The sequence below is a fragment of the Streptomyces sp. NPDC013317 genome (genome assembly GCF_055563155.1).
Map to the genome: position 1 here is coordinate 154688 of NZ_JBVHDX010000009.1, position 19937 is coordinate 174624.

At 73.0% G+C, this 19937-nt stretch carries 19 protein-coding genes; 8 read left to right on the top strand and 11 right to left on the bottom strand.

Features of this window, described 5'->3' with window-relative positions; all coding sequences use genetic code 11:
* Positions 1 to 77: 77 nt before the first annotated feature.
* The 5 genes from fabF to fasR form a co-directional block, all read right to left on the bottom strand.
* Positions 78 to 1340 (bottom strand): beta-ketoacyl-ACP synthase II, encoded by a 1263-nt coding sequence (fabF, locus tag ACZ3IJ_RS23450; protein ID WP_383292203.1) that lies wholly within the window; start codon positions 1338 to 1340, stop codon positions 78 to 80.
* Between the two features lie 79 nt (positions 1341 to 1419).
* Positions 1420 to 1668: an acyl carrier protein gene (locus ACZ3IJ_RS23455; protein ID WP_352189292.1), complete on the bottom strand. Its 249-nt coding sequence runs from the start codon at positions 1666 to 1668 to the stop codon at positions 1420 to 1422.
* 58 nt (positions 1669 to 1726) lie between these two features.
* A complete protein-coding gene (locus tag ACZ3IJ_RS23460) occupies positions 1727 to 2758 on the bottom strand; it encodes a beta-ketoacyl-ACP synthase 3 (protein WP_467471115.1) in 1032 nt (343 codons plus the stop codon).
* A 17-nt stretch (positions 2759 to 2775) separates the two neighbouring features.
* Entirely contained in the window at positions 2776 to 3693 is a 918-nt protein-coding gene (locus tag ACZ3IJ_RS23465) for an ACP S-malonyltransferase (RefSeq protein ID WP_467471117.1), read from the bottom strand.
* Positions 3694 to 3782: 89 nt separating this feature from the next.
* A complete protein-coding gene (fasR, locus tag ACZ3IJ_RS23470; RefSeq protein WP_391797595.1) occupies positions 3783 to 4952 on the bottom strand; it encodes a fatty acid biosynthesis transcriptional regulator FasR in 1170 nt (389 codons plus the stop codon).
* A gap of 120 nt (positions 4953 to 5072) precedes the next feature.
* On the opposite strand from fasR, the gene ACZ3IJ_RS23475 reads away from it, so the two are divergent.
* The gene (locus ACZ3IJ_RS23475; RefSeq protein ID WP_467471400.1) at positions 5073 to 5732 is read left to right on the top strand and encodes a pirin family protein; all 660 of its coding nucleotides are present in this window, start codon (positions 5073 to 5075) and stop codon (positions 5730 to 5732) included.
* Positions 5733 to 5801: 69 nt separating this feature from the next.
* Here ACZ3IJ_RS23475 and ACZ3IJ_RS23480 read toward each other — a convergent pair whose 3' ends face one another.
* A complete protein-coding gene (locus ACZ3IJ_RS23480; RefSeq protein ID WP_467471119.1) occupies positions 5802 to 6989 on the bottom strand; it encodes a L,D-transpeptidase in 1188 nt (395 codons plus the stop codon).
* Positions 6990 to 7179: 190 nt separating this feature from the next.
* Between ACZ3IJ_RS23480 and ACZ3IJ_RS23485 the strand changes: the two genes are divergently transcribed.
* The 5 genes from ACZ3IJ_RS23485 to ACZ3IJ_RS23505 all read left to right on the top strand — a co-directional run bounded on the left by ACZ3IJ_RS23485 (position 7180) and on the right by ACZ3IJ_RS23505 (position 13048).
* The gene (locus ACZ3IJ_RS23485) at positions 7180 to 8352 is read left to right on the top strand and encodes a lipid II:glycine glycyltransferase FemX (protein ID WP_467471121.1); all 1173 of its coding nucleotides are present in this window, start codon (positions 7180 to 7182) and stop codon (positions 8350 to 8352) included.
* Positions 8349 to 10121, top strand: a complete 1773-nt coding sequence (murJ, locus tag ACZ3IJ_RS23490) for a murein biosynthesis integral membrane protein MurJ (protein ID WP_467471124.1) — start codon at positions 8349 to 8351, stop codon at positions 10119 to 10121. The genes ACZ3IJ_RS23485 and murJ overlap by 4 nt, the downstream gene beginning before the upstream one ends.
* Positions 10122 to 10185: 64 nt before the next feature.
* Positions 10186 to 10869, top strand: a complete 684-nt coding sequence (locus ACZ3IJ_RS23495) for a response regulator (protein WP_467471126.1) — start codon at positions 10186 to 10188, stop codon at positions 10867 to 10869.
* A complete protein-coding gene (locus ACZ3IJ_RS23500; RefSeq protein WP_467471128.1) occupies positions 10866 to 12314 on the top strand; it encodes a sensor histidine kinase in 1449 nt (482 codons plus the stop codon). The genes ACZ3IJ_RS23495 and ACZ3IJ_RS23500 overlap by 4 nt, the downstream gene beginning before the upstream one ends.
* Complete coding sequence (locus ACZ3IJ_RS23505) at positions 12311 to 13048, top strand: hypothetical protein (RefSeq protein WP_467471130.1); 738 nt, start codon at positions 12311 to 12313, stop codon at positions 13046 to 13048. Before ACZ3IJ_RS23500 ends, ACZ3IJ_RS23505 begins: the two co-directional genes overlap by 4 nt.
* A 53-nt stretch (positions 13049 to 13101) precedes the next feature.
* Here the strand turns inward: ACZ3IJ_RS23505 and ACZ3IJ_RS23510 are convergent, their stop codons facing one another.
* Complete coding sequence (locus ACZ3IJ_RS23510) at positions 13102 to 13923, bottom strand: serine hydrolase domain-containing protein (RefSeq protein ID WP_467471132.1); 822 nt, start codon at positions 13921 to 13923, stop codon at positions 13102 to 13104.
* Between the two features lie 52 nt (positions 13924 to 13975).
* Between ACZ3IJ_RS23510 and ACZ3IJ_RS23515 the strand changes: the two genes are divergently transcribed.
* The gene (locus ACZ3IJ_RS23515) at positions 13976 to 14371 is read left to right on the top strand and encodes a MerR family transcriptional regulator (protein WP_391797481.1); all 396 of its coding nucleotides are present in this window, start codon (positions 13976 to 13978) and stop codon (positions 14369 to 14371) included.
* Positions 14368 to 15384, top strand: coding sequence for an aldo/keto reductase (locus tag ACZ3IJ_RS23520; RefSeq protein WP_467471135.1), 1017 nt, complete (start codon positions 14368 to 14370; stop codon positions 15382 to 15384). Before ACZ3IJ_RS23515 ends, ACZ3IJ_RS23520 begins: the two co-directional genes overlap by 4 nt.
* Before the next feature lie 19 nt (positions 15385 to 15403).
* Here ACZ3IJ_RS23520 and ACZ3IJ_RS23525 read toward each other — a convergent pair whose 3' ends face one another.
* The 4 genes from ACZ3IJ_RS23525 to ACZ3IJ_RS23540 form a co-directional block, all read right to left on the bottom strand.
* Complete coding sequence (locus ACZ3IJ_RS23525; RefSeq protein ID WP_467471137.1) at positions 15404 to 16600, bottom strand: acyltransferase family protein; 1197 nt, start codon at positions 16598 to 16600, stop codon at positions 15404 to 15406.
* Complete coding sequence (locus ACZ3IJ_RS23530) at positions 16597 to 17577, bottom strand: alpha/beta hydrolase (RefSeq protein WP_467471139.1); 981 nt, start codon at positions 17575 to 17577, stop codon at positions 16597 to 16599. Before ACZ3IJ_RS23530 ends, ACZ3IJ_RS23525 begins: the two co-directional genes overlap by 4 nt.
* Positions 17578 to 17849: 272 nt before the next feature.
* On the bottom strand, positions 17850 to 18539 hold the full coding sequence (locus ACZ3IJ_RS23535; RefSeq protein ID WP_467471141.1) for a response regulator: 690 nt from the start codon (positions 18537 to 18539) through the stop codon (positions 17850 to 17852).
* Positions 18536 to 19831 carry a sensor histidine kinase gene (locus ACZ3IJ_RS23540; protein ID WP_467471143.1) on the bottom strand — a complete coding sequence of 432 codons (1296 nt, stop codon included), beginning with the start codon at positions 19829 to 19831 and terminating at the stop codon, positions 18536 to 18538. Before ACZ3IJ_RS23540 ends, ACZ3IJ_RS23535 begins: the two co-directional genes overlap by 4 nt.
* Positions 19832 to 19937: the final 106 nt, after the last annotated feature.

Sequence of the window (19937 nt, forward strand, 5' to 3'; positions counted from 1 at the left end):
GCTGTGCCGGACTCCGTCCGGCGGATGTGGCGAAGGCCCACCCCGGGCACGGAGTGGGCCTCGCTGGTGGCTTCGCGTCACACGGTGCGGAACGCCAGCACCACGTTGTGGCCGCCGAAGCCGAACGAGTTGTTGATCGCGGCGATCGTGCCCTGCGGGAGCTCGCGGGGCTCGTCGCGGACGATGTCCGCGTCGACCGCGGGGTCCAGCTCGTCGACGTTGATCGTCGGCGGGGCGACACGGTGGTGCAGCGCCAGGACCGTCGCGACGGTCTCGATGCCGCCCGCGCCGCCGAGCAGGTGACCCGTCATCGACTTCGTCGCCGAGATCGCGACATGGTCGAGGTCGTCGCCCAGCACCTTGCGCAGCGCCTTGATCTCCGCCACGTCACCCTGCGGCGTCGACGTCGCGTGCGCGTTGAGGTGGACGACCTCCGACGGCTTCAGGTCCGTCGAGTCCAGCAGGTTCTGCATCGCCGCGGCGATGCCCCGGCCGGTCGGCTCGGGCTGCGCGATGTGGTGGCTGTCGGCCGACAGGCCCTGCCCCAGCACCTCGCAGTAGATCCGCGCGCCACGGGCCTTCGCGTGCTCCTCGGACTCGAGGATCACCACGCCCGCGCCCTCGCCGAGCACGAAGCCGTCACGGCCCATGTCGTACGGACGCGAGGCCTTCGTCGGCTCGTCGTTGTTCTTGGACATCGCCATCATGTTGGCGAAGGCCGCGATCGGCAGCGGGTGGATCGCCGCCTCCGTGCCGCCGGCGACGACCACGTCGGCCCGGCCGGTACGGATCATCTCGACGGCGTAACCGATCGCCTCCGCGCCCGACGCACACGCCGAGACCGGGGTGTGCACGCCCGCCCGGGCGTTCACCTCCAGACCGACGTTGGCGGAGGGACTGTTCGGCATGAGCATCGGCACGGTGTGCGGGGAGACGCGGCGTACGCCCTTGTCCTTCAGCACGTCGTACTGGTCGAGCAGAGTCGTGACACCGCCGATGCCGGAGGCGATGACGGAGCCGAGCCGCTCGGGCGCGATGCTCTCGTCCTCACCGGCCGGGGCGGTGTAGCCCGCGTCGGCCCACGCCTCACGGGCCGCGATCAGCGCGAACTGCGCCGAGCGGTCCAGCTTGCGGGCGAGCGGGCGGGGCAGAACGTCACCCGGGTCGACCGCGGCGAGCGCCGCGATCTGGACGGGCAGTTCGGCGAATCGTTCGCCCTCGAGGGGCTTGACGCCGGAGCGTCCCGCCATCAGACCTTCCCAGGTCGATGCGGAGTCGCCACCCAGCGGTGTGGTTGCGCCGAGACCGGTGACGACCACGGTGCGATTGGTCGAGCTCACAGGAATTCTTTCTCCACGTGTGTGTTGGTCGAAGTACGGCGCCACCGCCGGGTGGCGGACCGAGTCAGCAGAGGCCGAATCAGGCCTGGTGCTTCAGGATGTAGTCGGCAGCGTCGCCAACCGTCTTGAGGTTCTTGACGTCCTCGTCCGGGATCTTGACGTCGAAGCGCTCTTCGGCGGCGACGACGACCTCGACCATGGACAGCGAGTCGACGTCCAGGTCGTCGGTGAAGGACTTGTCCAGCTGGACGTCCTCGACCGGGATGCCGGCGATCTCGTTGACGATGTCGGCGAGACCGGCGACGATCTCTTCCTGGGTGGCGGCCATGGTGGCGCTCCTTCTGTGATGTGCTGTGGAAAAGGGCTTCCGGAATATCCCGGAGTGCCTAGGGGAGAGTAACGACCGTCGCGGCGAAGACGAGACCCGCCCCGAAGCCGATGATGAGCGCCGTGTCGCCGCTCTTCGCCTTTCCGGTCGCCAGGAGCCGCTCCATCGCGAGCGGGATCGAGGCGGCCGAGGTGTTGCCGGTGGTCTCGACGTCACGCGCGACCGTGACGTGCTCCGGCAGCTTCAGTGTCTTCACCATCGAGTCGATGATCCGCATGTTCGCCTGGTGCGGGATGAAGACGTCAAGGTCGTCCGCCGAGATTCCGGCGGCCTCCAGCGCCTGCTGGGCGACCTTCGCCATCTCGAAGACGGCCCAGCGGAAGACCGCCTGGCCCTCCTGCGTGATGGCGGGGAACTTGATCTCGCCCTGCGCGTTGAGGGGGAGCTTCGAGACGTCGCCGACCTGGAACTCGTTCCACGGCACCGTCTGCTTGATCGTCTCGGACTTGTCGCCCTCCGAACCCCACACGGTGGGGCCGATGTGCGGCACGTCCGACGGGCCGACCACGACCGCGCCGGCGCCGTCGCCGAACAGGAAGGCCGTCGCGCGGTCCTCCAGGTCGGTCAGGTCGCTCAGCCGCTCGACGCCGATCACCAGCACGTACTCGGCCGAACCCTCGACGATCATGCCCTTGGCGAGCGTCAGGCCGTAGCCGAAGCCCGCGCAGCCGGCGGAGATGTCGAACGCGGCCGGCTTGCCGGCGCCGATCTTGTCGGCGATCTCGGTGGCGACGGCCGGGGTCTGCTTGAAGTGCGAGACCGTGGAGACGATCACGGCGCCGATCTGCTCCGGGGTGATCCCGGCGTCGGCGATGGCCTTCCCGGAGGCCTCGACCGACATCGCGGTCACGGTCTCCTCCGGGGAGGCCCAGTGGCGGGTGGCGATGCCGGAGCGCGAGCGGATCCACTCGTCGGACGAGTCGATCTTCTCGAGGATCACCTCGTTCGGCACGACCCGGGTGGGGCGGTAGCCGCCGACACCCAGGATCCGCGCGTACGGGGCGCCCTTGCTGGGCCTGATCTTCGACATGCTCTACGGCTCCTTACTCAGGCTGCAGTGTGCTCGGCGACGAGCGTGCGGGCCGCGTCGAGGTCGTCGGGGGTCTTCAGGGCGACGGTCGCCACGCCCGGAAGCGCGCGCTTGGCCAGACCGGTCAGCGTGCCGCCGGGGCACACCTCGATCAGCGCCGTCGCGCCCAGGGCCTTGAAGGTGTCCATGCACAGGTCCCAGCGGACCGGGTTGGCGACCTGGCCGACCAGGCGCGCGATGACGTCCGCGCCCTCGGTGACGACCTGGCCGTCCTTGTTCGAGACGTAGCGCACGCGCGGAGCGGCGACCGGCAGCTCCTTGGCGGCGGCCTCCAGCTGTGCCACCGCCGGGGCCATGTGGTGCGTGTGGAACGCGCCGGCCACCTTCAGCGGAACGACCCGGCGGACACCCTCGGGCTTGTCCGCCTCCAGGGCGGCCAGCTGCTCCAGGGTGCCGGCGGCCACGATCTGCCCGGCGCCGTTGACGTTGGCCGGGGTCAGACCGAGCTTCTCCAGGTGCTGAACCGTCACATCAGGTTCGCCGCCCAGCAGCGCGGACATGCCGGTCTCGGTGATCGCGGCGGCCTCGGCCATCGCCAGACCACGCGTCCGTACGAGACGCAGGGCGGCGGTGTCGTCGAGGACGCCGGCGAACGCGGCGGCGGTGATCTCACCGACGCTGTGGCCCGCGACGGCACCGGGGGAGACGTCACCGAGCGCGGCCGCGGAGAGCAGGCCGGCGGCGACGAGCAGGGGCTGGGCGACGGCGGTGTCGCGGATCTCGTCCGCGTCCGCGTTCGTGCCGTAGTGGACGAGATCGAGCCCGATGGCCTCGGACCAGGCCGCCAAGCGGTCGGCGGCGCCGGGGAGTTCGAGCCAGGGGGTCAGGAAGCCGGGCGTCTGGGCGCCTTGGCCGGGAGCGACGAGTACGAGCACCCTCACACTCTCTCTTGGGGACGGCTCCAAGCGCCCGTGGGGACTAGGACGAAGAACCGTCGGGGGAATTGTTGGTATTCGACAAAAGTCTAGGGCTGTGAATCGCCGTCGGCCAAGCGCCCCAGAATGAGCGCGATCCGCAGCGTAAAGGCGGAACGCACATCGGAGGGTGACCATCCGGTGACGTCTGTCACACGTCGAAGCCGGTAGCGCACGGTGTTGGGGTGGACGAAGAGCATGCGCGCCGCGCCTTCGAGGCTGCTCGCCTGCTCCAGATAGACACTCAGTGTTTCCAGCAGCGCCGAGCCCGCTTCCTCCAGCGGTCTGTAGATCTCCTCCACCAGCTGCTCACGGGCCGAAGGGTCGGAGGCGATCGCGCGCTCCGGCAGTAGATCGTCCGCGAGAACCGGCCGCGGGGCGTCCTGCCACGCCGAACACGCCTTGAGCCCGGCGGCGGCGGCCTGCGCGGACCGGGTCGCGGCGAGCAGGTCGGGGACGACGGGGCCCGCGACGACGGGCCCGGCGGCATACGGCCCGATCAGGGCCTTCGCCACGGCGAGCGGGTTGTCGTTGCCACCGGCGATCACGACGAGTCGGTTGCCGAGAACGCCGGTCAGGACCTGGAGCTTGGCGTGCCGTGCGGCGCGGCGGATGGCCTCCACGGTCAGCTCGCTGTCGCCGTCGGGGGCGGTGCCGAGGACGACGCAGACGTGCTCGGGGGAGTTCCAGCCGAGGGCGGCGGCCCGGGAGACGGCGCCCTCGTCGGCCTCCCCGGAGAGGACCGCGTTGACGACCAGCGATTCGAGACGCGCGTCCCAGGCGCCGCGGGCCTCGGCGGCCTGGGCGTAGACCTGGGCGGTCGCGAAGGCGATCTCGCGGGCGTAGACGAGGAGCGCCTCGCGCAGGATCGACTCGTCGCCGGGGGCCGCGACCTCCTCGATCGCCGTCTCCATGACCTCGATCGTGGTGCGCACCATCTCGACGGTCTGCCGCAGGGTGATGGCGCGGGTCAGCTCACGGGGCGCGGTGCCGAAGACGTCGGTGGAGATGGCCTGCGGTGTCTCGGGGTGCCGGAACCACTCGGTGAACGCGGCGATACCGGCCTGGGCGACCAGACCGATCCACGACCGGTTCTCGGGCGGCATCGCCCGGTACCACGGCAGCGTCTCGTCCATGCGGGCGATGGCGTTGGCGGCCAGCCGCCCGGAGGCCTGTTCGAGGCGCTTCAGGGTCGCGGAGTGCGGATGGGAGGCGTTCATCGGTTCAGACACGGACTAAGGGTGCCTCATCGGGCCACGGATATGTGGCCGGGGTGCCGCGGGCCTTCCCTCCGCGGTGCCCCCGCGACGGGCGCGGGCCGGGGATACCGTGGCTCCGTGATGCACATCCAGCGCGCCGGCGACCGCTACCCCGGGGGCGACCCGGAGGCCGGGATCGAGACCCGCCACGCCCTCTCCTTCGGCGCCCACTACGACCCCGACAACCTCCGCTTCGGCGCGATCCTCGCCTGCAACGAGGAACGGCTCGCGCCCGGCGCCGGGTTCGACGAGCACCCGCACAGCCACACCGAGATCGTCACCTGGGTCGTCGAGGGCGAGCTGACCCACCACGACACGGCCGCCGGGCACCGCACGGTCGTCCGGCCCGGCGACGTCCAGCGGCTCAGCTCCGCGGGCGGGGTGCGGCACGAGGAGCGCAACGACGCCGACGTGCCCCTGGTCTTCGTCCAGATGTGGCTCGCCCCGACCGAGCCGGGCGGCGACCCCGCGTACGAGATCGTCCGCGGCATCGCCGACTCGACGCCGTACGCCCTCCCCGAGGCGGCCGCGATGCTCCACGTCCGCCGGCTGGAGGCGGGCGAGCGCACGGCGGTCCCGGACGCGGACTTCGTCTACGCCCATGTGGTGCGGGGCGCGGTCCGCCTGGACGGCGAGGAGCTCGCCCCCGGCGACGCGGCCCGCGTCACCGACGCGCGGGACCTCGCGCTCCTCGCCACCTCCGACGCGGAAGTCCTCCTCTGGGAGATGCGCCGCGTCTGAGCGGTGCCCGCCGTGGCCGACGGGACCTCCTCGTCCGGTGCCGCCGCGGGGCGGCACCCTCGGCCCGTGTCAGCGGCCCACCGCGCTCTTCGCCTGCCACTGCTCCCAGCTCAGGTTCCACGCCCCGTAGCCGTTGCCCTCCGCGACCGTGCCCTTCGTGTCCGCGCCGCGGATCTCGAAGGGGTCGCCCGCGTGGACCTGACCGTAGAACCAGGCCGCGTCCGCGTCGCTCATGCCGATGCAGCCCGAGCTCTTGTTTGCGCGCCCGAAGTACGCCGCGTTCCACGGCGCCGCGTGCGCGTACATCCCCGACCAGGTCAGACGCATCGAGTAGTCGACCATCTTGTCGTAGGCGTCGCCGAGCCCGACCGTCTCGGAGTTCATGTTGATCGTGCCCTCCTTCGCCATCAGCACCGCCGTCCCCCGCCACGACCGCTTGTCGCCGCCCGGCGTACCGCCCGACACGGGGATCGTGCGCACCGCGCGCCCGTCCCGTTCCAGCACGAGCTTCTTGCGGTCCAGGTCGACCTTCACCACCTGCGCCGTGCCGCCGACCGTGAACCCCGTCCGGTAGTCCCGTACGAACCAGCCCCCGCCCGAGTCCGTACCGTTCAGCGTCGCGTCGAGCGTGATCTTCGTGCCCGGCTTCCAGTACTCCTTCGGCCGCCAGTCCACCCGGTCCCTGCCCGAGTAGTCCTTCAGCCAACCCCACGACCCGACCGTGCCGTTCGAGGTGGTGACCTTGAGCTGCTTCTCCACCTCCGCCTTCTGGGTCACCGGCCGGTCGAAGACGATCGACAGCGGCTGCCCCACCCCGACCGTCGTGTTCTTCCCCGGCGCCAGCGTCACCTTGTTGACCTGAGACGCCTTCTCCGTCGTGAAGGCGGAGCGGCTCGTCGCCTCCTTCCCGCCCTCCGTGCGGGTCGTGGCCTCCACCCGGTACGAGGTGCCCGGCGCCGCCTTCCGGTCCGAGACCCAGGACGTCCCGCCCGCCCCGGTACGACCCGTCAGCGCCGCGCCGTCCGCGTCGACGACCCTCACCTCCGTCAGCTTCCCGCCCGTCGCGGAGACCGTGACGGTCCGACCCGCCGCGGGGCTCGCGACGGTCACCTTCGCCGGCGCCTCCATGGACTCCGCGCTCCCCTCGTCACGGGGCGCGCCCACCGCCCCCGACGAACACGCGGTGAGGGAGCCGCAGAGGGCGAGGGCCGCCAGCGCCGGGCGTATTCGGGCGCGGGCTCGGGTGCGTACGGACATCACGGAAGCCTCCGGAAAAGGTGTGGGATGCCCGGACTGTAGGCCGCGGCAAGCACCTCCGGCGCTGTGTGACAAGGGCTGGTGAGCAACGGTCATCGTCCGGTCACACACGACGCGCGGCACGGTCAAGGACGGCTGTGAGCATCCTGTGCGCCCCACGACCGAGGGGCGGAACAAGGAGGCTCCCGTTGTGTCAGCTCTGCTCGTGACGGCCGCACCCCGGCACGCCACCCGCGTGCAGCACCTCACCTCGGAGGAGTACCGCGCCCACCTCGCCCGCGCCGGCGCCGGCGCCGGCTTTCTCCAGCTCCCCTCCTGGGCCGGGGTGAAGGACGGCTGGAGCCACCAGCTCCTCGGCTGGGGACCCGAGAACGGCCGGCTCACCGGCGTCGCCCTCGTCCTGCTGCGGGCCTTCCCCGGCACCCGCAAGTACTTCGCCTACCTGCCCGAAGGGCCCGTCGCCGACTGGTCCGACCCCGACATCGACGGCTGGCTCACCCCGCTGCTCCGGCACCTGCGCGCCTCCGGCGCCTTCGCCGTACGCATCGGGCCCTCGCCCGCCTTCCGCCGCTGGAACGCCGCCACCCTCAAGGCGCACACCGGACCGGGCCGGCGCCTCGCCGACGTCCTCGCCGACGAGGTCGACCCGCTCGGCACCGCCGTCGCCGAGCGGCTCCGCTCCCGCGGCTGGCGGCGCTGCGGAGGCGACTCCACCAGCGCCTCCGACGGCGCCGACGCCCAGCCCCGCCACGTCTACCAGGTCCCCCTCGCCGGCCGCGGCGCCGACGACCTGTGGAAGGGCCTCAACCAGGAGTGGCGGCGCAACGTCCGCAAGGCCCGCACGTCGGGTGTCGAGATCGTCATCGGCTCGGCGGCCGACCTGCCCGAGTTCTTCCGGCTCCTGCGCGTCACCGAGGAACGTGACGGCTTCCGGCTCGGCCGCTCCCTCGCCTACTACGAACGCCAGTACGCGGTCCTCAACGCCGAGGAACCGGGCCGGATGAAGCTCTACCTCGCCCGCCACGAGGGCGAGACGCTCGCCGCCCACACCATGATCACGGTGGGGAGGCGGGTCTGGTACCAGACCGGCGCTTCCGCCGACCACCGCCGCGAGGTCCGGCCCTCCAACGCCCTGCAGTGGCGGATGCTCACCGACGCCCACGCGCTCGGCGCGGAGGTCTACGACATGCGCGGGATACCCTCCACCCTTGATCCGGACGACCGCGCCCACGGTCTGCTGCGCTGGAAGCTCGGCACGGGCGGGCAGGCCGTCGAGACGCTGGGGGAGTGGGAGAGACCGTTGGACGGCACGACCAACCACACGCTGTACCGGGCCTTCCAGGCCTACCTGGCCCGTCGATGACGGCGACCGTGGCGCAGGCGCCCGCGCGGCGCGCGCCCTCCGTGCTGCGCAGCGGCGCCGTGATGGCCGCCGGGTCGCTCGTCTCGCGCGCCAGCGGCTTCGTACGGTCCGCGGTCGTCGCCGCGGCGCTGGGCGTCGGGGGCATCGCCGACGGCTACGCGGTCGCCAACTCCATCCCCACCATCGTCTACATGCTCCTCCTCGGAGGAGCCCTCAACGCGGTCTTCGTGCCCGAGCTGGTCAAGGCGGCCAAGGAGCACGAGGACGGCGGTGTCGCCTACACCGACCGTCTCCTCACGGTCTGCGTCGGCGCGCTGCTCGTGCTGACGGCCGGCGCGGTGCTGGCGGCGCCCGCGATCATCGACGCGTACACCGACTACGGCGGCGCACGCGAGTCGATGACGGTCGCCTTCGCCCGCTACTGCCTGCCGCAGATCTTCTTCCTCGGACTCTTCACCCTCCTCGGGCAGGTCCTGAACGCACGGGGCCGGTTCGGCGCGATGATGTGGACGCCCGTCCTCAACAACCTCGTCGTCATAGGGGTGTTCGCGCTCTACCTGGCGACCGCGACGGGCGGCGGACTGACGGCGGGGGAGACCGCGCTGCTCGGCTGGGGTACGACGGCGGGCATCGCACTGCAGGCGCTGGCCCTCGTGCCGTCGCTGCGCTCGGCCGGATTCCGCTGGCGTCCGCGCCTCGACCTTCGGGGCAGCGGGCTGACGGCGCCCCTGCGGTCGGCGGGATGGCTGGTGCTGCTGGTCCTCACCAACCAGGCCGCGTACTGGGTGACGACGAAGCTGGCGACGGCGGCGGGCACGAGGGCGGAGGAGCTCGGCGGGGGCGGGGGCTTCGGCTTCGCCGCGTACAACAACGCCTATCTGCTGTGGGCGGTACCGCACGGCATCGTCACCGTCTCGCTGGTGACGGCGCTGCTGCCGCGGATGAGCGGGGCGGCGGCGGACGGCGACCTGGCGGGGGTGCGGCGGGACGTCTCGTACGGGCTCCGCACGAGCACCGCTGCCGTCGTTCCGGCGGCCTGCGCGCTCTTCGCGCTGGCGGTGCCGCTGATGGGCCTGGTCTTCCAGTACGGCAGGACCGGCGCGGACGACATCCGGGCGATGGCCTGGATCCTGATGGCGTTCGCGCCGGGACTGATCGCCTTCTCGGGCCAGTACGTCTGCACCCGCGCCTTCTACGCGCTGCGGGACACCAGGACCCCCTTCCTCCTCAACCTGGTGATCGCGGCGGTCAACGCGGGCCTCTCCCTCACCGCGTACGCGTTCCTCCCGCCGACCTGGGCGGTGGCGGGTATGGCGGCCGGCTACTCGCTCGCGCTGTGGTCGGGCTGGGCCCTGACGGCGTACGCGCTCCGACGCCGCCTCGGTCGGCCGAGGCCGGCCACGAGGAGCGAGGAAGCCCCGACCGTCACGACGACCACGCCCGCCGCTCCCGCCCGGCCCGGCGGCGGCGCTTCCGGGTCCGCGCCCGATGGCGACGTCTCCGAGGCGGTCCCCGCGCCCGGCGGCGGCGCTTCCGGGTCCGTCTCCGCGCTCGCTCGGCTGCTCGTGGCCGCCGCGCCCGCGGCCGGGTTCGGGCTGCTCGTCGCCGACACGACCGCCCCGGCCGGTGCGCTCGCCTCAGGGGCGGCGGGGGTCCTCACGATCCTCGCCCTCTTCGCCCTGCTCGCCCGGCCCCTCGGACTCACCGAGCTACAGGCCCTCATGGCGGGCGCGGGACACCGCCTGAGCGGCCTGACGCGCCGCACCTGAGCCTCGCCCTCCACACCCCCGACCGGCCCATCTGCCCCTCTTCTCACTTTGGGATACTGCCGATATGCCTCGCGTTCTTCTCATAGAAGACGACCCCTCCGTCCGCGAAGGGGTCGAACTCGGGCTGCGCCGGCGCGGGCACGACGTCCGCGGCGCCGCGACCGGAGAGGCGGGGCTCGCGCAGCTCGCGGAGTTCCGGCCCGACCTCGTCCTGCTCGACCTGATGCTCCCCGGCGTCAACGGCGTCCAGGTGTGCCGCCGGATCCGGGAGACCAGCCAGCTGCCGATCATCATGCTCACCGCGCGCGGCGACGACTTCGACATCGTCGTCGGCCTGGAGGCCGGCGCCGACGACTACATCGTCAAACCGGCCCGTACCGAAGTCATCGAGGCCCGCATACGCGCCGTCCTGCGCCGCATCGAGGAGCCCGGCGCCGGTCGCCCCGCCATCGAGTTCCACGGCGAGATGGCCATCGACCGCGCCGGACTGACCGTCGCCAAGTCCGGTGAGCGCATCGCCCTCGCCCCGTCCGAACTCAAGCTCCTGCTGCATCTGACCGCCCACCCCGAGCAGGTCTTCAGCCGCCAGCAACTCCTCGAACACGTCTGGGAACACAGCTACCACGGCGACGCCCGCCTCGTGGACGCCTGCGTCCGCCGGCTGCGTACCAAGATCGAGGACCCCGAGGGCGCCCCCCGCTACATCCAGACCCTCCGCGGTTTCGGCTACCGCTTCGGACCGCTGTGAAAGGACGCCGCGCTCCGCGACGCCGCCACCGCCCCTTCGGGCTCCGCACCCGGCTCGTCCTCGCCTTCCTCCTCGTCGCCGCCGTCGGCTGCGGCACCACCGCCGCCCTGACCTACCGCGCCGCCCGCAACGCCGTCCTCGAACAGGCCCAGGACACCGCCGTCTCCGCCTTCCGCGAGCGCGTCCAGGTCCTCAACGTGACGCTGCCCATCGAGAAGGACTCGCTGCGCTTCGATCTCCAGCAGATCGCCCGCCAGGGCAAGCCGCGGCCCTGGCGGGTCTACGCCGAGTACGGCTCCCTCAGCGTCTCGTCCGCCGACCGCCCCACCTCCACCGTCATCACGCCCGAACTCCGCTCCCGCGCCAAGGCCTCCGCCCACGGCAGCTTCCAGCGGGTGGTCAAGAACGGCCGGCCCTACCTCACCGTCGCCGTCCCCGCCGTCTTCCGGGCGCACACCCCGGCCAAGGCCGTCCACCGCACCGGCCTCGTGCTGTACGCGGTCATGGAACTCGACGTCGAGGAGGCCAACGTCGAGGCCATGGTCCTCGCCGCCCGCGACGGCGCCCTGCCCGCGCTCGCCGTGGCGCTGATCCCGGCCCTGCTGGCCGCCCGCAGCGTGCTCCGTCCCGTACGGGAACTGCGACGCGCGGCCGACTCCATGGGGCGCGGCGAGCTCGACGCCCGGATTCAGGTCAAGGGCAGCGACGAACTCGCCGATCTCGCCAGGACGTTCAACGAATCGGCCGCCGCGCTCGAACGCTCGGTCGTCGAGCTGCGGCACGCCGAGGCGCGCGCCCGGCGCTTCGCCTCCGACGTCTCCCATGAACTGCGCACCCCGCTCGCCGGGATGCTCGCCGTCACCGAGGTACTCGACGAGGACGCGGACACGCTCGACAGCGACACCGCCAGGGCGGTCCGGCTCATCAGCGCCGAGACCGGCAAGCTCGCGGTGCTCGTGGAGGACCTGATGGAGATCTCCCGCTTCGACGCGCGGGCCGCCGAACTCCATCTGGACGAGGTCGACGTGGCCGACTGCGTCCGCAAGACCCTGCAGCAGCGCCGCTGGACCGAACCGGAACTCGTCAGGACCGAGCTGCCCGACGGAGTGCGCGTCCGGCTCGACCCGCGCCGCTTCGACCTCGTCGTCGCCAACCTCGTCGGCAACGCCCTGCGGCACGGTGAGGCGCCGGTGACGGTGAGCCTGCGCACCGACGGCGACTGGCTCGTCACCGAGGTCGCCGACCGGGGCGCCGGCATCGCCGACGAGGTCCTGCCGCACGTCTTCGACCGCTTCTTCAAGGCCGACCAGGCCCGGACCCGCTCCGCGGGCAGCGGACTGGGACTCGCCATCACCCTCGAGAACGTCCGGCTGCACGGGGGCACCGTCACGGCCGCGAACCACCCCGACGGCGGCGCCGTCTTCACCGTGCGGATCCCCCGGTGAGGCGCGGAACCGGGCTCGGCGCGGTCCTCCTGACGGGCGCCCTCGCGCTCACCGGCTGCGGCATACAGCAGAGCGACGTCGTGGAGGCCGGCGGGCCGGCGACGATCGCCGTCGCCCCCGGCGAGGTCGGCCGGGTGCTGCTGTTCTTCGTCGACGTGGACGGCAGGCTGACCCCGGCGGCCCGCGCCCTGGACACGGACCAACTGCTGCGGGAGCAGATCGTGGCCACGTATCCACGGGGACTCGGGGTCGCCTCGCCCCCGGCGCTCCTCCTGCTGCTGCGCGGTACGAACGCCGCGGAGCGCGCCGCCGGCCTGTCGACCCGGCTGCCGGAAGGGGCGGGGACGGCGGGCGGGACCCCCTTGGTGAACGTGGAGACCGACGACGACGGGGAGTCCGTGCTGCGGGTCAGCCTGGACTTCCCGCTCGGCGACCTGGACGGGGCCGCCGCCCGCCAGCTGGTGTGCACGGCCGCGTACGCGGAGGAGACCGACGGACGCATCCCGGTCGTCCTGTCGGGACCGGGCGGAGCGCGGCCCGCCGAGCGCTGCGACGAGTTCGAGGTCACCCCGGCCGCGTCGGGTACGGGCGCCCTCTCGCAGACGGACGCCCCGACGGAGGGTGGTCCGTCCACCACCCCGACCGACCTCTTCGGCACGGGCGGCGGGCCCGCCCCGGGGCCCACGGGCACGGCGGGTCCGGAGCCGTCCCCGACCCGCACGAGCACGCCCTGACGGAGCCCGCGCTCTCCCTGTCAGGGGCGACGACCCGACCCTGACCTGTGGTTTCAGCCGCGCAGCTCCGCGAGGACCGCGTCGGTGAACGGCGGCCACGCCTCCACCGCCCACGCCCCGAAGGGCCGGTCCGTCAGGGCCACGCACGCGGCGCGCGCGTCCGGGTCGATCCACAGGAACGTGCCCGACTGCCCGAAGTGCCCGAACGTCCGCGGCGAGGACGAGGCACCCGTCCAGTGCGGTGCCTTGCCGTCCCGGATCTCGAAGCCGAGCCCCCAGTCGTTCGGCCGCTGATGGCCGTAGCCGGGCAGGATGCCGGTCAGACCGGGGTACGACACGGTCATCGCGTCGAGCACCGTCCGCGCGTCGAGCAGCCGGGGCGCCTGCACCTCGGCCGCGAAGCGCGCCAGGTCGTCGACCGTCGAGACGCCGTCCTTGGCGGGCGAGCCCTCCAGCGTCGTCGAGGTCATGCCCAGCGGCTCCAGGACGGCCTGATGGACGTAGTCGGCGAACGGGATGTCCGTCGCCTTGGCGACGTGGTCGCCGAGCACCTCGAACCCGGTGTTGGAGTAGAGACGGCGCGTGCCCGGCGCGGCCATGACCCGCGGCTCGTCGAAGGCGAGCCCCGAGGTGTGCGCCAGCAGATGCCGGACCGTCGCGCCCTCGGGCCCGGCCGGCTCGTCGAGGTCGATCGCCCCCTCCTCGTACGCGACGAGGACGGCGTACGCCGCGAGCGGCTTGGTGACGGAGGCGAGCGGGAACCGCTGTCCGGTGGGGCCGTGCGCCCCGGCCAGGGTGCCGTCCGCACGGACGACGGCGGCGGCCGCGGTGGGGACGGGCCAGTTCTCGATCAACGCCAGGCTCTGCAAGGACATGAGGCCGAGCCTACTTGCTTGGAGTGCGCTCTAGGGTTCTAGCGTGGAGACCATGAGCGTGATCGAGAGCAGCGCCGCACACTTCACCATCAGCGAGGTGGCCGCCCTGACCGGACTGTCCGCGCACACCCTGCGCTGGTACGAGCGGATCGGGCTGATGCCGCACGTCGACCGTTCGCACACCGGCCAGCGCCGCTTCTCCCAGCGTGATCTGGACTGGCTCGCGTTCGTCGGCAAGCTCCGGCTGACCGGGATGCCGGTCGCCGGGATGGTGCGGTACGCGGAACTGGTGCGGGAAGGCGATCACACCCGGGACGAACGGCGCGAGCTGCTGGAGAGCACCCGCCGGGACGTCCTCGCCCGCATCGGCGAACTCCAGGACGCGCTCGCCGTGCTCGACATCAAGATCGGGCACTACGGAACCATCTGCGGAGGCACGACCTCATGACCACCAGGATCGACACGGTACGGCTCGCCGGCCAGGACGGGCCGGAGATCGGCGTCCAGGGCTTCGGAGCCATGGGCATCAGCGAGTTCTACGGCGACACGGACGAGGCCGCCGCCCGCGACACGCTCGACGCCGCGCTGGAGGCGGGCGTCACCCTGATCGACACCGCGGACATCTACGGCAGCGGCGCCAACGAGGAGTTCCTGGCGCCGTTCCTCGCCCGGCACCGGGACGAGGTCACGCTGGCGACCAAGTTCGCCGTCGACCGGCGCGCGGACGATCCGAACCACCGGGGCATCCGCAACGACCGGGCGTACATCCGCCAGGCCGTGGAGGCGAGCCTGCGCCGCCTCGGGATCGAGACGATCGACCTCTACTACATGCACCGGCGCGACCCGGAGGTCCCCTTCGAGGAGTCGGTCGGTGCGATGGCGGAGCTCGTGCGGGAGGGCAAGGTCAGGTACCTGGGGCTGAGCGAGGTGACCGGTGCGGAGCTGCGCGAGGCGCACGCGGTGCACCCGATCACCGCCCTGCAGTCGGAGTGGTCGCTCTTCTCGCGCGACGTGGAGCGCAGCGCGGTAGGTGCGGCGGTGGAGCTCGGGGTGACGTTCGTACCGTACTCCCCGCTGGGCCGGGGCTTCCTGACCGGGGCGTTCGCGGACGCGTCGAAGGAGCTGTCGGGCGGCGACTACCGCGCCCACCAGCCGCGCTTCTCGGGCGAGAACGCGGTGCGGAACAGCGCGCTGCTCGCCCCGGTCCACAAGATCGCGGCCGACCACGGGGCGACGGCGGCGCAGGTGGCCCTGGCCTGGGTCCAGCAGCGCGCCTCGGTGCACGGCCTGACGGTGGTCCCGATCCCGGGCACCCGCAAGCGGTCCCGCCTGGAGGAGAACGCGGCGGCGACGCGCCTGAAGCTGACGGCGGCGGAACTGGCGGAACTGGAACCGATCGCCTCCCAGGTCGCGGGCGACCGCTACCCGGACATGAGCTCGACGTCGGCGGCGAGGGAGTAGCGGCGGGACCCGGCCCACCTCACGCCAGGCCCAGGGCGAAGGCGGCGAAGCCGGTGGCGAGGAGGCCCGCCGCGGTGCGGCGGGCGGGGCCGGTGCGGGTCCAGGGGGCCTCGAAGCGGCGGGTGAACCGCCCGATCAGGACCAGCAGCCCGGCGAAGAGCGGCATCCAGGCGAGCCGGGCGAGGATCCAGCCGACCGAGTCCGGCGCGCCGACCAGGCCCGGGACCTCACCCCCGTACGACGCCGGGATCGCGGCGGCGAGCATCGCCGTCTGGTGCCAGCACAGGATCGTCATCGCGGACAGGTTGACGACCACGACCGGCGCCCACAGCGCGGGCCGCCGCAGCAGCTTCCCGAACCGCTCACGCAGCAGGATCGCCGCGCCGCTCTGCCCGGCCGCGAGGGCGAGGACGAGCAGCGACGGAGGGTGGGAGTTGGTGCGGGCCTCACCGGGCACGCCGACCATGGAGGCCGGGTAGCCGAGGGCGAGGAGCAGAGCGGCGAACAGCGCCGCGCCGCCGAGCAGCAGGCCCCAGGCGTGCCGCCGGGTGACCCGGCCCTCGCCCCAGGAGACGCCGAGCTGGTAGGCGAAGAGCCAGCCGGGAAGGATGTTCAGGACGCTCAGCCAGGACGGCATCGCGTCGGCGTACGGTCCGTAGCGCAGGAAGTCCACGACGGCGACCGACACGAGCAGCGGCGCCGCCGCCCACACGCCCGCCCGCCGGGCGGCGCGCACGCACAACGGGGTGAGGGCGGTGACGACCGTGTACACCCCGACGAACCACAGCGGCTGGATCACCAGCGTGGACGCCGTCCGCAGGGTGTCACCCGGCACCCCGAACCCGTAGTGGAGCAGTGGCAGCAGGACCGCCCAGACCGCGGTCACGCCGAGGACGGGCCGGCCGAGGCGGGCGAGCCGGCCCCCCAGCCAGCTCGCGGCGGAACCCTCGTGGCGACGGTACGACAGGACGGACGCGTAGCCGCCGACGAGGAAGAAGATCCCCAGCATCTGCAGGATCCAGCTGACGGGGGCGAGTCCGCCGAAGGTGCCGAGTGGACTGGCGTTGTGGATCGCGCCGTCGGCGGAGAGCGTGAACCCGCCGAGCAGCCAGTGGCCGGTCGGCACGGCCAGGAGGGCGAGGGCACGCAGGCCGTCGATCGCACGGTCGCGACGGGCGGGGGTTCGGGCCTCGATGCGTTCGACCAGCGTGTTCATCGGACATCCCCCTGGGCGATGGCGGCGAAGGTACGGAGGGACTGCGTGCCGGGCGCGAAGTAGCCGTCGTGGCCACGGGCGTCGTCGGCGGGGACACGGCGCGCGCCGAACGCGGCGTCGGTGGGGTCCTCGCCGTGCCCGAGGCCGGCGAACGAGACGTTCGGGACCCTGTCGATCCAGTCCGAGGGGTCCTTGGCGGCCCAGACGCGGGCCGAGGTGCCCAGCTCGCCGACGTTCGCGGCGCGCATCCCGGGGGAGCCGAAGACGACGAGGTCCTTGGCCTTGAGGTCGTGGGCGGCGAGGCCGCAGACGACGGAGCCGTAGCTGTGGCAGAACAGGGAGGGCGCGGGCGCTCCGACGGCGGCCAGGCCGTCGGTCAGCCGGGTCAGCCGCCCGGCCCCGGCCTCGGCCAGGTCGCCGGCGGCGGCGTCGACCCCGACGCCGACGGGGGTGGTGTAGCCGGCCCAGGCGATGACGGCGGTACGGCCGTCGGTGGCGCGCCGCAGGGCGTCGGCCATGTCGGTCAGGGGCCGGAGGTTGCCGGCGTCGATGTCGGAGCCGGGAACGACGACGGCGACGTGCTCGGCGGTGGTGAGGTCGCCGGAGACGAGGGCGATCTGGCCGCGGCCGCGCGGGTCGACGGCGAGGACCTGCCGACCGGCGTACCGGCCGCCGAGGGTACGGGCGTTGGCCTCGTACCTCAGCCCGGGCGGAACGCCGTCGAGGTTGCCGACGACGGAGGGATGGGTGCGCAGCAGCTCCCGCTGCCGGGCGGGCTCCATGTCGCGGAAGAACGCTGCGATGTCGGAGGGGCTGGTCCGCTCGGGGTCGGGCAGCCCGGCGGCGACCCAGGCCTCCGCCCCGACGGGCGGCCCGGTCACGGCCCGCTGCGCGCTCCCCGACGCCCACCCGGCGGTCCCGGCGACGACGGTGACGGCGAGCGCGGACGCGACCAGGGTCCTCGTGTATCGGCGCATGCGGCGCCCTCCCTCTCTTCATCTCTCGTTGCGATGACGAGAGGAAGGTAGGAAGAGGACGCCTGACGCGACGTCACACCGGAGGGCCAAGTCCGGTCTGATACCGGGGTAGGGGTCGGAGGAGGCGCCAACCCCCGCAGGGGGGTGGGGTTCTCCCCCCTGCGGGGGTCATCGGGGGCGTGCGGGGCCCCGGCGGGGCGTGCCAGGGCCGGGGCGCGTGCCGGAAGCCGCCTGGGCGGACGTGCGTGCCGGCGGCCGGCGGATCAATGGGCCTAGCGCCCGGCGCCGCCCGGGGTGACCAGGCCCGACTCGTACGCGAAGATGACGGCCTGCGCCCTGTCCCGCAGGTCCAGCTTCGCCAGGACCCGGCCGATGTGCGTCTTCACCGTCTGCTCGGCGAGCACCAGACGGTCCGCGATCTCCTGATTCGACAGGCCCCGCGCGATCAGCTCCAGGACCTCCGTCTCACGCGGCGTCAGACCGTTCAGCCGCAGCGCCGCCCGGTCCGCCCGCGGCGCCGGCCGGGACGCCGCGAAGTCGGCGATCAGCCGCCGCGTCACCGAGGGCGCCAGCAGCGCCTCGCCCGCCGCCACCACCCGTACCGCCGCGATGAGATCCGCCGGCGGCGCGTCCTTCAGCAGGAAGCCCGACGCGCCGGCCCGCAGCGCCTCGTAGACGTAGTCGTCCACGTCGAACGTGGTCAGCATCAGCACCTTCGGACGGTGCACCACCCCCACCGGCGGGTCCAGGATCTCCCGCGCCGCCGCCAGCCCGTCCATCTCCGGCATCCGTACGTCCATCAGCACCACGTCCGGGTGCGTCGCACGCGCGACGTCCACGCCCTGCCGCCCGTCCGGCGCCTCGCCCACCACGTCGATGTCGGCCTGCGCCGACAACAGCGCGGCGAACCCCGCCCGCACCATGGCCTGGTCGTCGACGATGATCACGCGGATGGGGGTCACGGAAGTCCGTCCTTCGTGCGCAGCGGGAGCCTGGCCGCGACCCGGAAGCCGCCGTCCGGCAGCGGCCCGGTGTCCAGCGTGCCGCCGGTCAACCGTACGCGTTCCCGCATGCCGACCAGCCCGTGCCCCGTTCCGTCCCCGCCCTCCAGGGGCGAAGCAGGCCTGGGAGGCGCCCCGTTGACGACCACCACGACGAGCCCGCCGTCCTCGGACCGGACCGACACACGGGTGCGCGCACCCGGCGCGTGCCGGACCACGTTCGCGAGCGCCTCCTGCACGATCCGGTACGCCGACAGGTCCACCGCCTGCGGTACGTCGCCGCGGTCCTGGAGGCCCGCCGTCATGGACAGCTCCGCCGGCACCCCCGCCCGTACCGTCGCCTCGATCAGCTGCTGCACCCGGTCCAGGCCGGGCTGCGGGGCCCGTTCGCCCTCCGTGCCGTCGCTGCGCAGCACCACGAGCAGCCGCCGCATCTCGGCGAGCGACTCCCGCGCGCTCGCCGCGATCGAGGTGAACTCCTCGCGCGCCGCCTCCGGCAGATCCGGGATCCGGTACGGCGCCGAGTCCGCCTGCACGGTGATCACGGACATGTGGTGGGCGACGACGTCGTGCAGCTCGCGCGCGATCCGGGCGCGCTCCTCCAGGAGCGTCGTGCGCGCCCGCTCCTCCTGGGTGCGCCGCTCCGCGTCCCCGCGCTCCCGCAGCGTCGCCGTGATGAGCAGGACGACGCCGCTCAGGACGAAGAGCAGGACGTGGACGCCGTCGTCGTGCCGAGGCCCGACCGCCGTGAGCACGAACCCGGCCGCCCCGGTCACGAGCCACACACCGAGCAGCGCCTTGCGGGACTCGCGGAGGCCGAGGGCGAGCATCAGGGCGAGGTACCCGACGACGATCATCGGCGTCCACGGCCAGGACCGGCCGTCCAGACCGTCCGCGCCGAGCAGCACGACCGCCCCGAGGACGTCGGCGACGCCGATGATCCACCAGGCCTGGAGGGGGCGGGTGACGGCGAGCAGCAGCGGCGCGGTCTGCGCGGTGGCGAGAGCGCCGGCGACGGCGCCGTTCACACCGTAGTCCTGCACGAGGACGGTGACGGTGACGGGGAGCAGCGAACAGACGAAGCCGAACGCGACGGCGTACGGGAGCATCCGCACCCACCGGTTGCGGACCTCGGCGAAGAGGGGGGCGCCCGGCTCGGTCGGGGTCGCGAGGGCGACCCCGAAGGACCGCAGCGCCAGGCGCGCGGGCGCGAGCCGCGAGGCGAGGCCGGGGGAGGGGAGTGTCTTCTTCATGGCCCGCCCAGGTTAGGCAGGCGCGCCCGCACTGAACGTCATACCGGGGGTCCGGTCCTCGGGTGATACCTGGGTATCACCCGAGGCGGTCCGGCCGCCGACGTCC

What these genes read in the sequence shown, in the direction of transcription:
- ACZ3IJ_RS23455 (WP_352189292.1), bottom strand. Translation starts at nt 1,668, where the DNA reads ATGGCCGCCACCCAGGAAGAGATCGTCGCCGGTCTCGCCGACATCGTC.
- ACZ3IJ_RS23460 (WP_467471115.1), bottom strand. Translation starts at nt 2,758, where the DNA reads ATGTCGAAGATCAGGCCCAGCAAGGGCGCCCCGTACGCGCGGATCCTG.
- fasR (WP_391797595.1), bottom strand. Translation starts at nt 4,952, where the DNA reads ATGAACGCCTCCCATCCGCACTCCGCGACCCTGAAGCGCCTCGAACAG.
- ACZ3IJ_RS23475 (WP_467471400.1), top strand. Translation starts at nt 5,073, where the DNA reads ATGCACATCCAGCGCGCCGGCGACCGCTACCCCGGGGGCGACCCGGAG.
- ACZ3IJ_RS23480 (WP_467471119.1), bottom strand. Translation starts at nt 6,989, where the DNA reads ATGTCCGTACGCACCCGAGCCCGCGCCCGAATACGCCCGGCGCTGGCG.
- murJ (WP_467471124.1), top strand. Translation starts at nt 8,349, where the DNA reads ATGACGGCGACCGTGGCGCAGGCGCCCGCGCGGCGCGCGCCCTCCGTG.
- ACZ3IJ_RS23495 (WP_467471126.1), top strand. Translation starts at nt 10,186, where the DNA reads ATGCCTCGCGTTCTTCTCATAGAAGACGACCCCTCCGTCCGCGAAGGG.
- ACZ3IJ_RS23510 (WP_467471132.1), bottom strand. Translation starts at nt 13,923, where the DNA reads ATGTCCTTGCAGAGCCTGGCGTTGATCGAGAACTGGCCCGTCCCCACC.
- ACZ3IJ_RS23515 (WP_391797481.1), top strand. Translation starts at nt 13,976, where the DNA reads ATGAGCGTGATCGAGAGCAGCGCCGCACACTTCACCATCAGCGAGGTG.
- ACZ3IJ_RS23520 (WP_467471135.1), top strand. Translation starts at nt 14,368, where the DNA reads ATGACCACCAGGATCGACACGGTACGGCTCGCCGGCCAGGACGGGCCG.
- ACZ3IJ_RS23525 (WP_467471137.1), bottom strand. Translation starts at nt 16,600, where the DNA reads ATGAACACGCTGGTCGAACGCATCGAGGCCCGAACCCCCGCCCGTCGC.
- ACZ3IJ_RS23530 (WP_467471139.1), bottom strand. Translation starts at nt 17,577, where the DNA reads ATGCGCCGATACACGAGGACCCTGGTCGCGTCCGCGCTCGCCGTCACC.
- ACZ3IJ_RS23540 (WP_467471143.1), bottom strand. Translation starts at nt 19,831, where the DNA reads ATGAAGAAGACACTCCCCTCCCCCGGCCTCGCCTCGCGGCTCGCGCCC.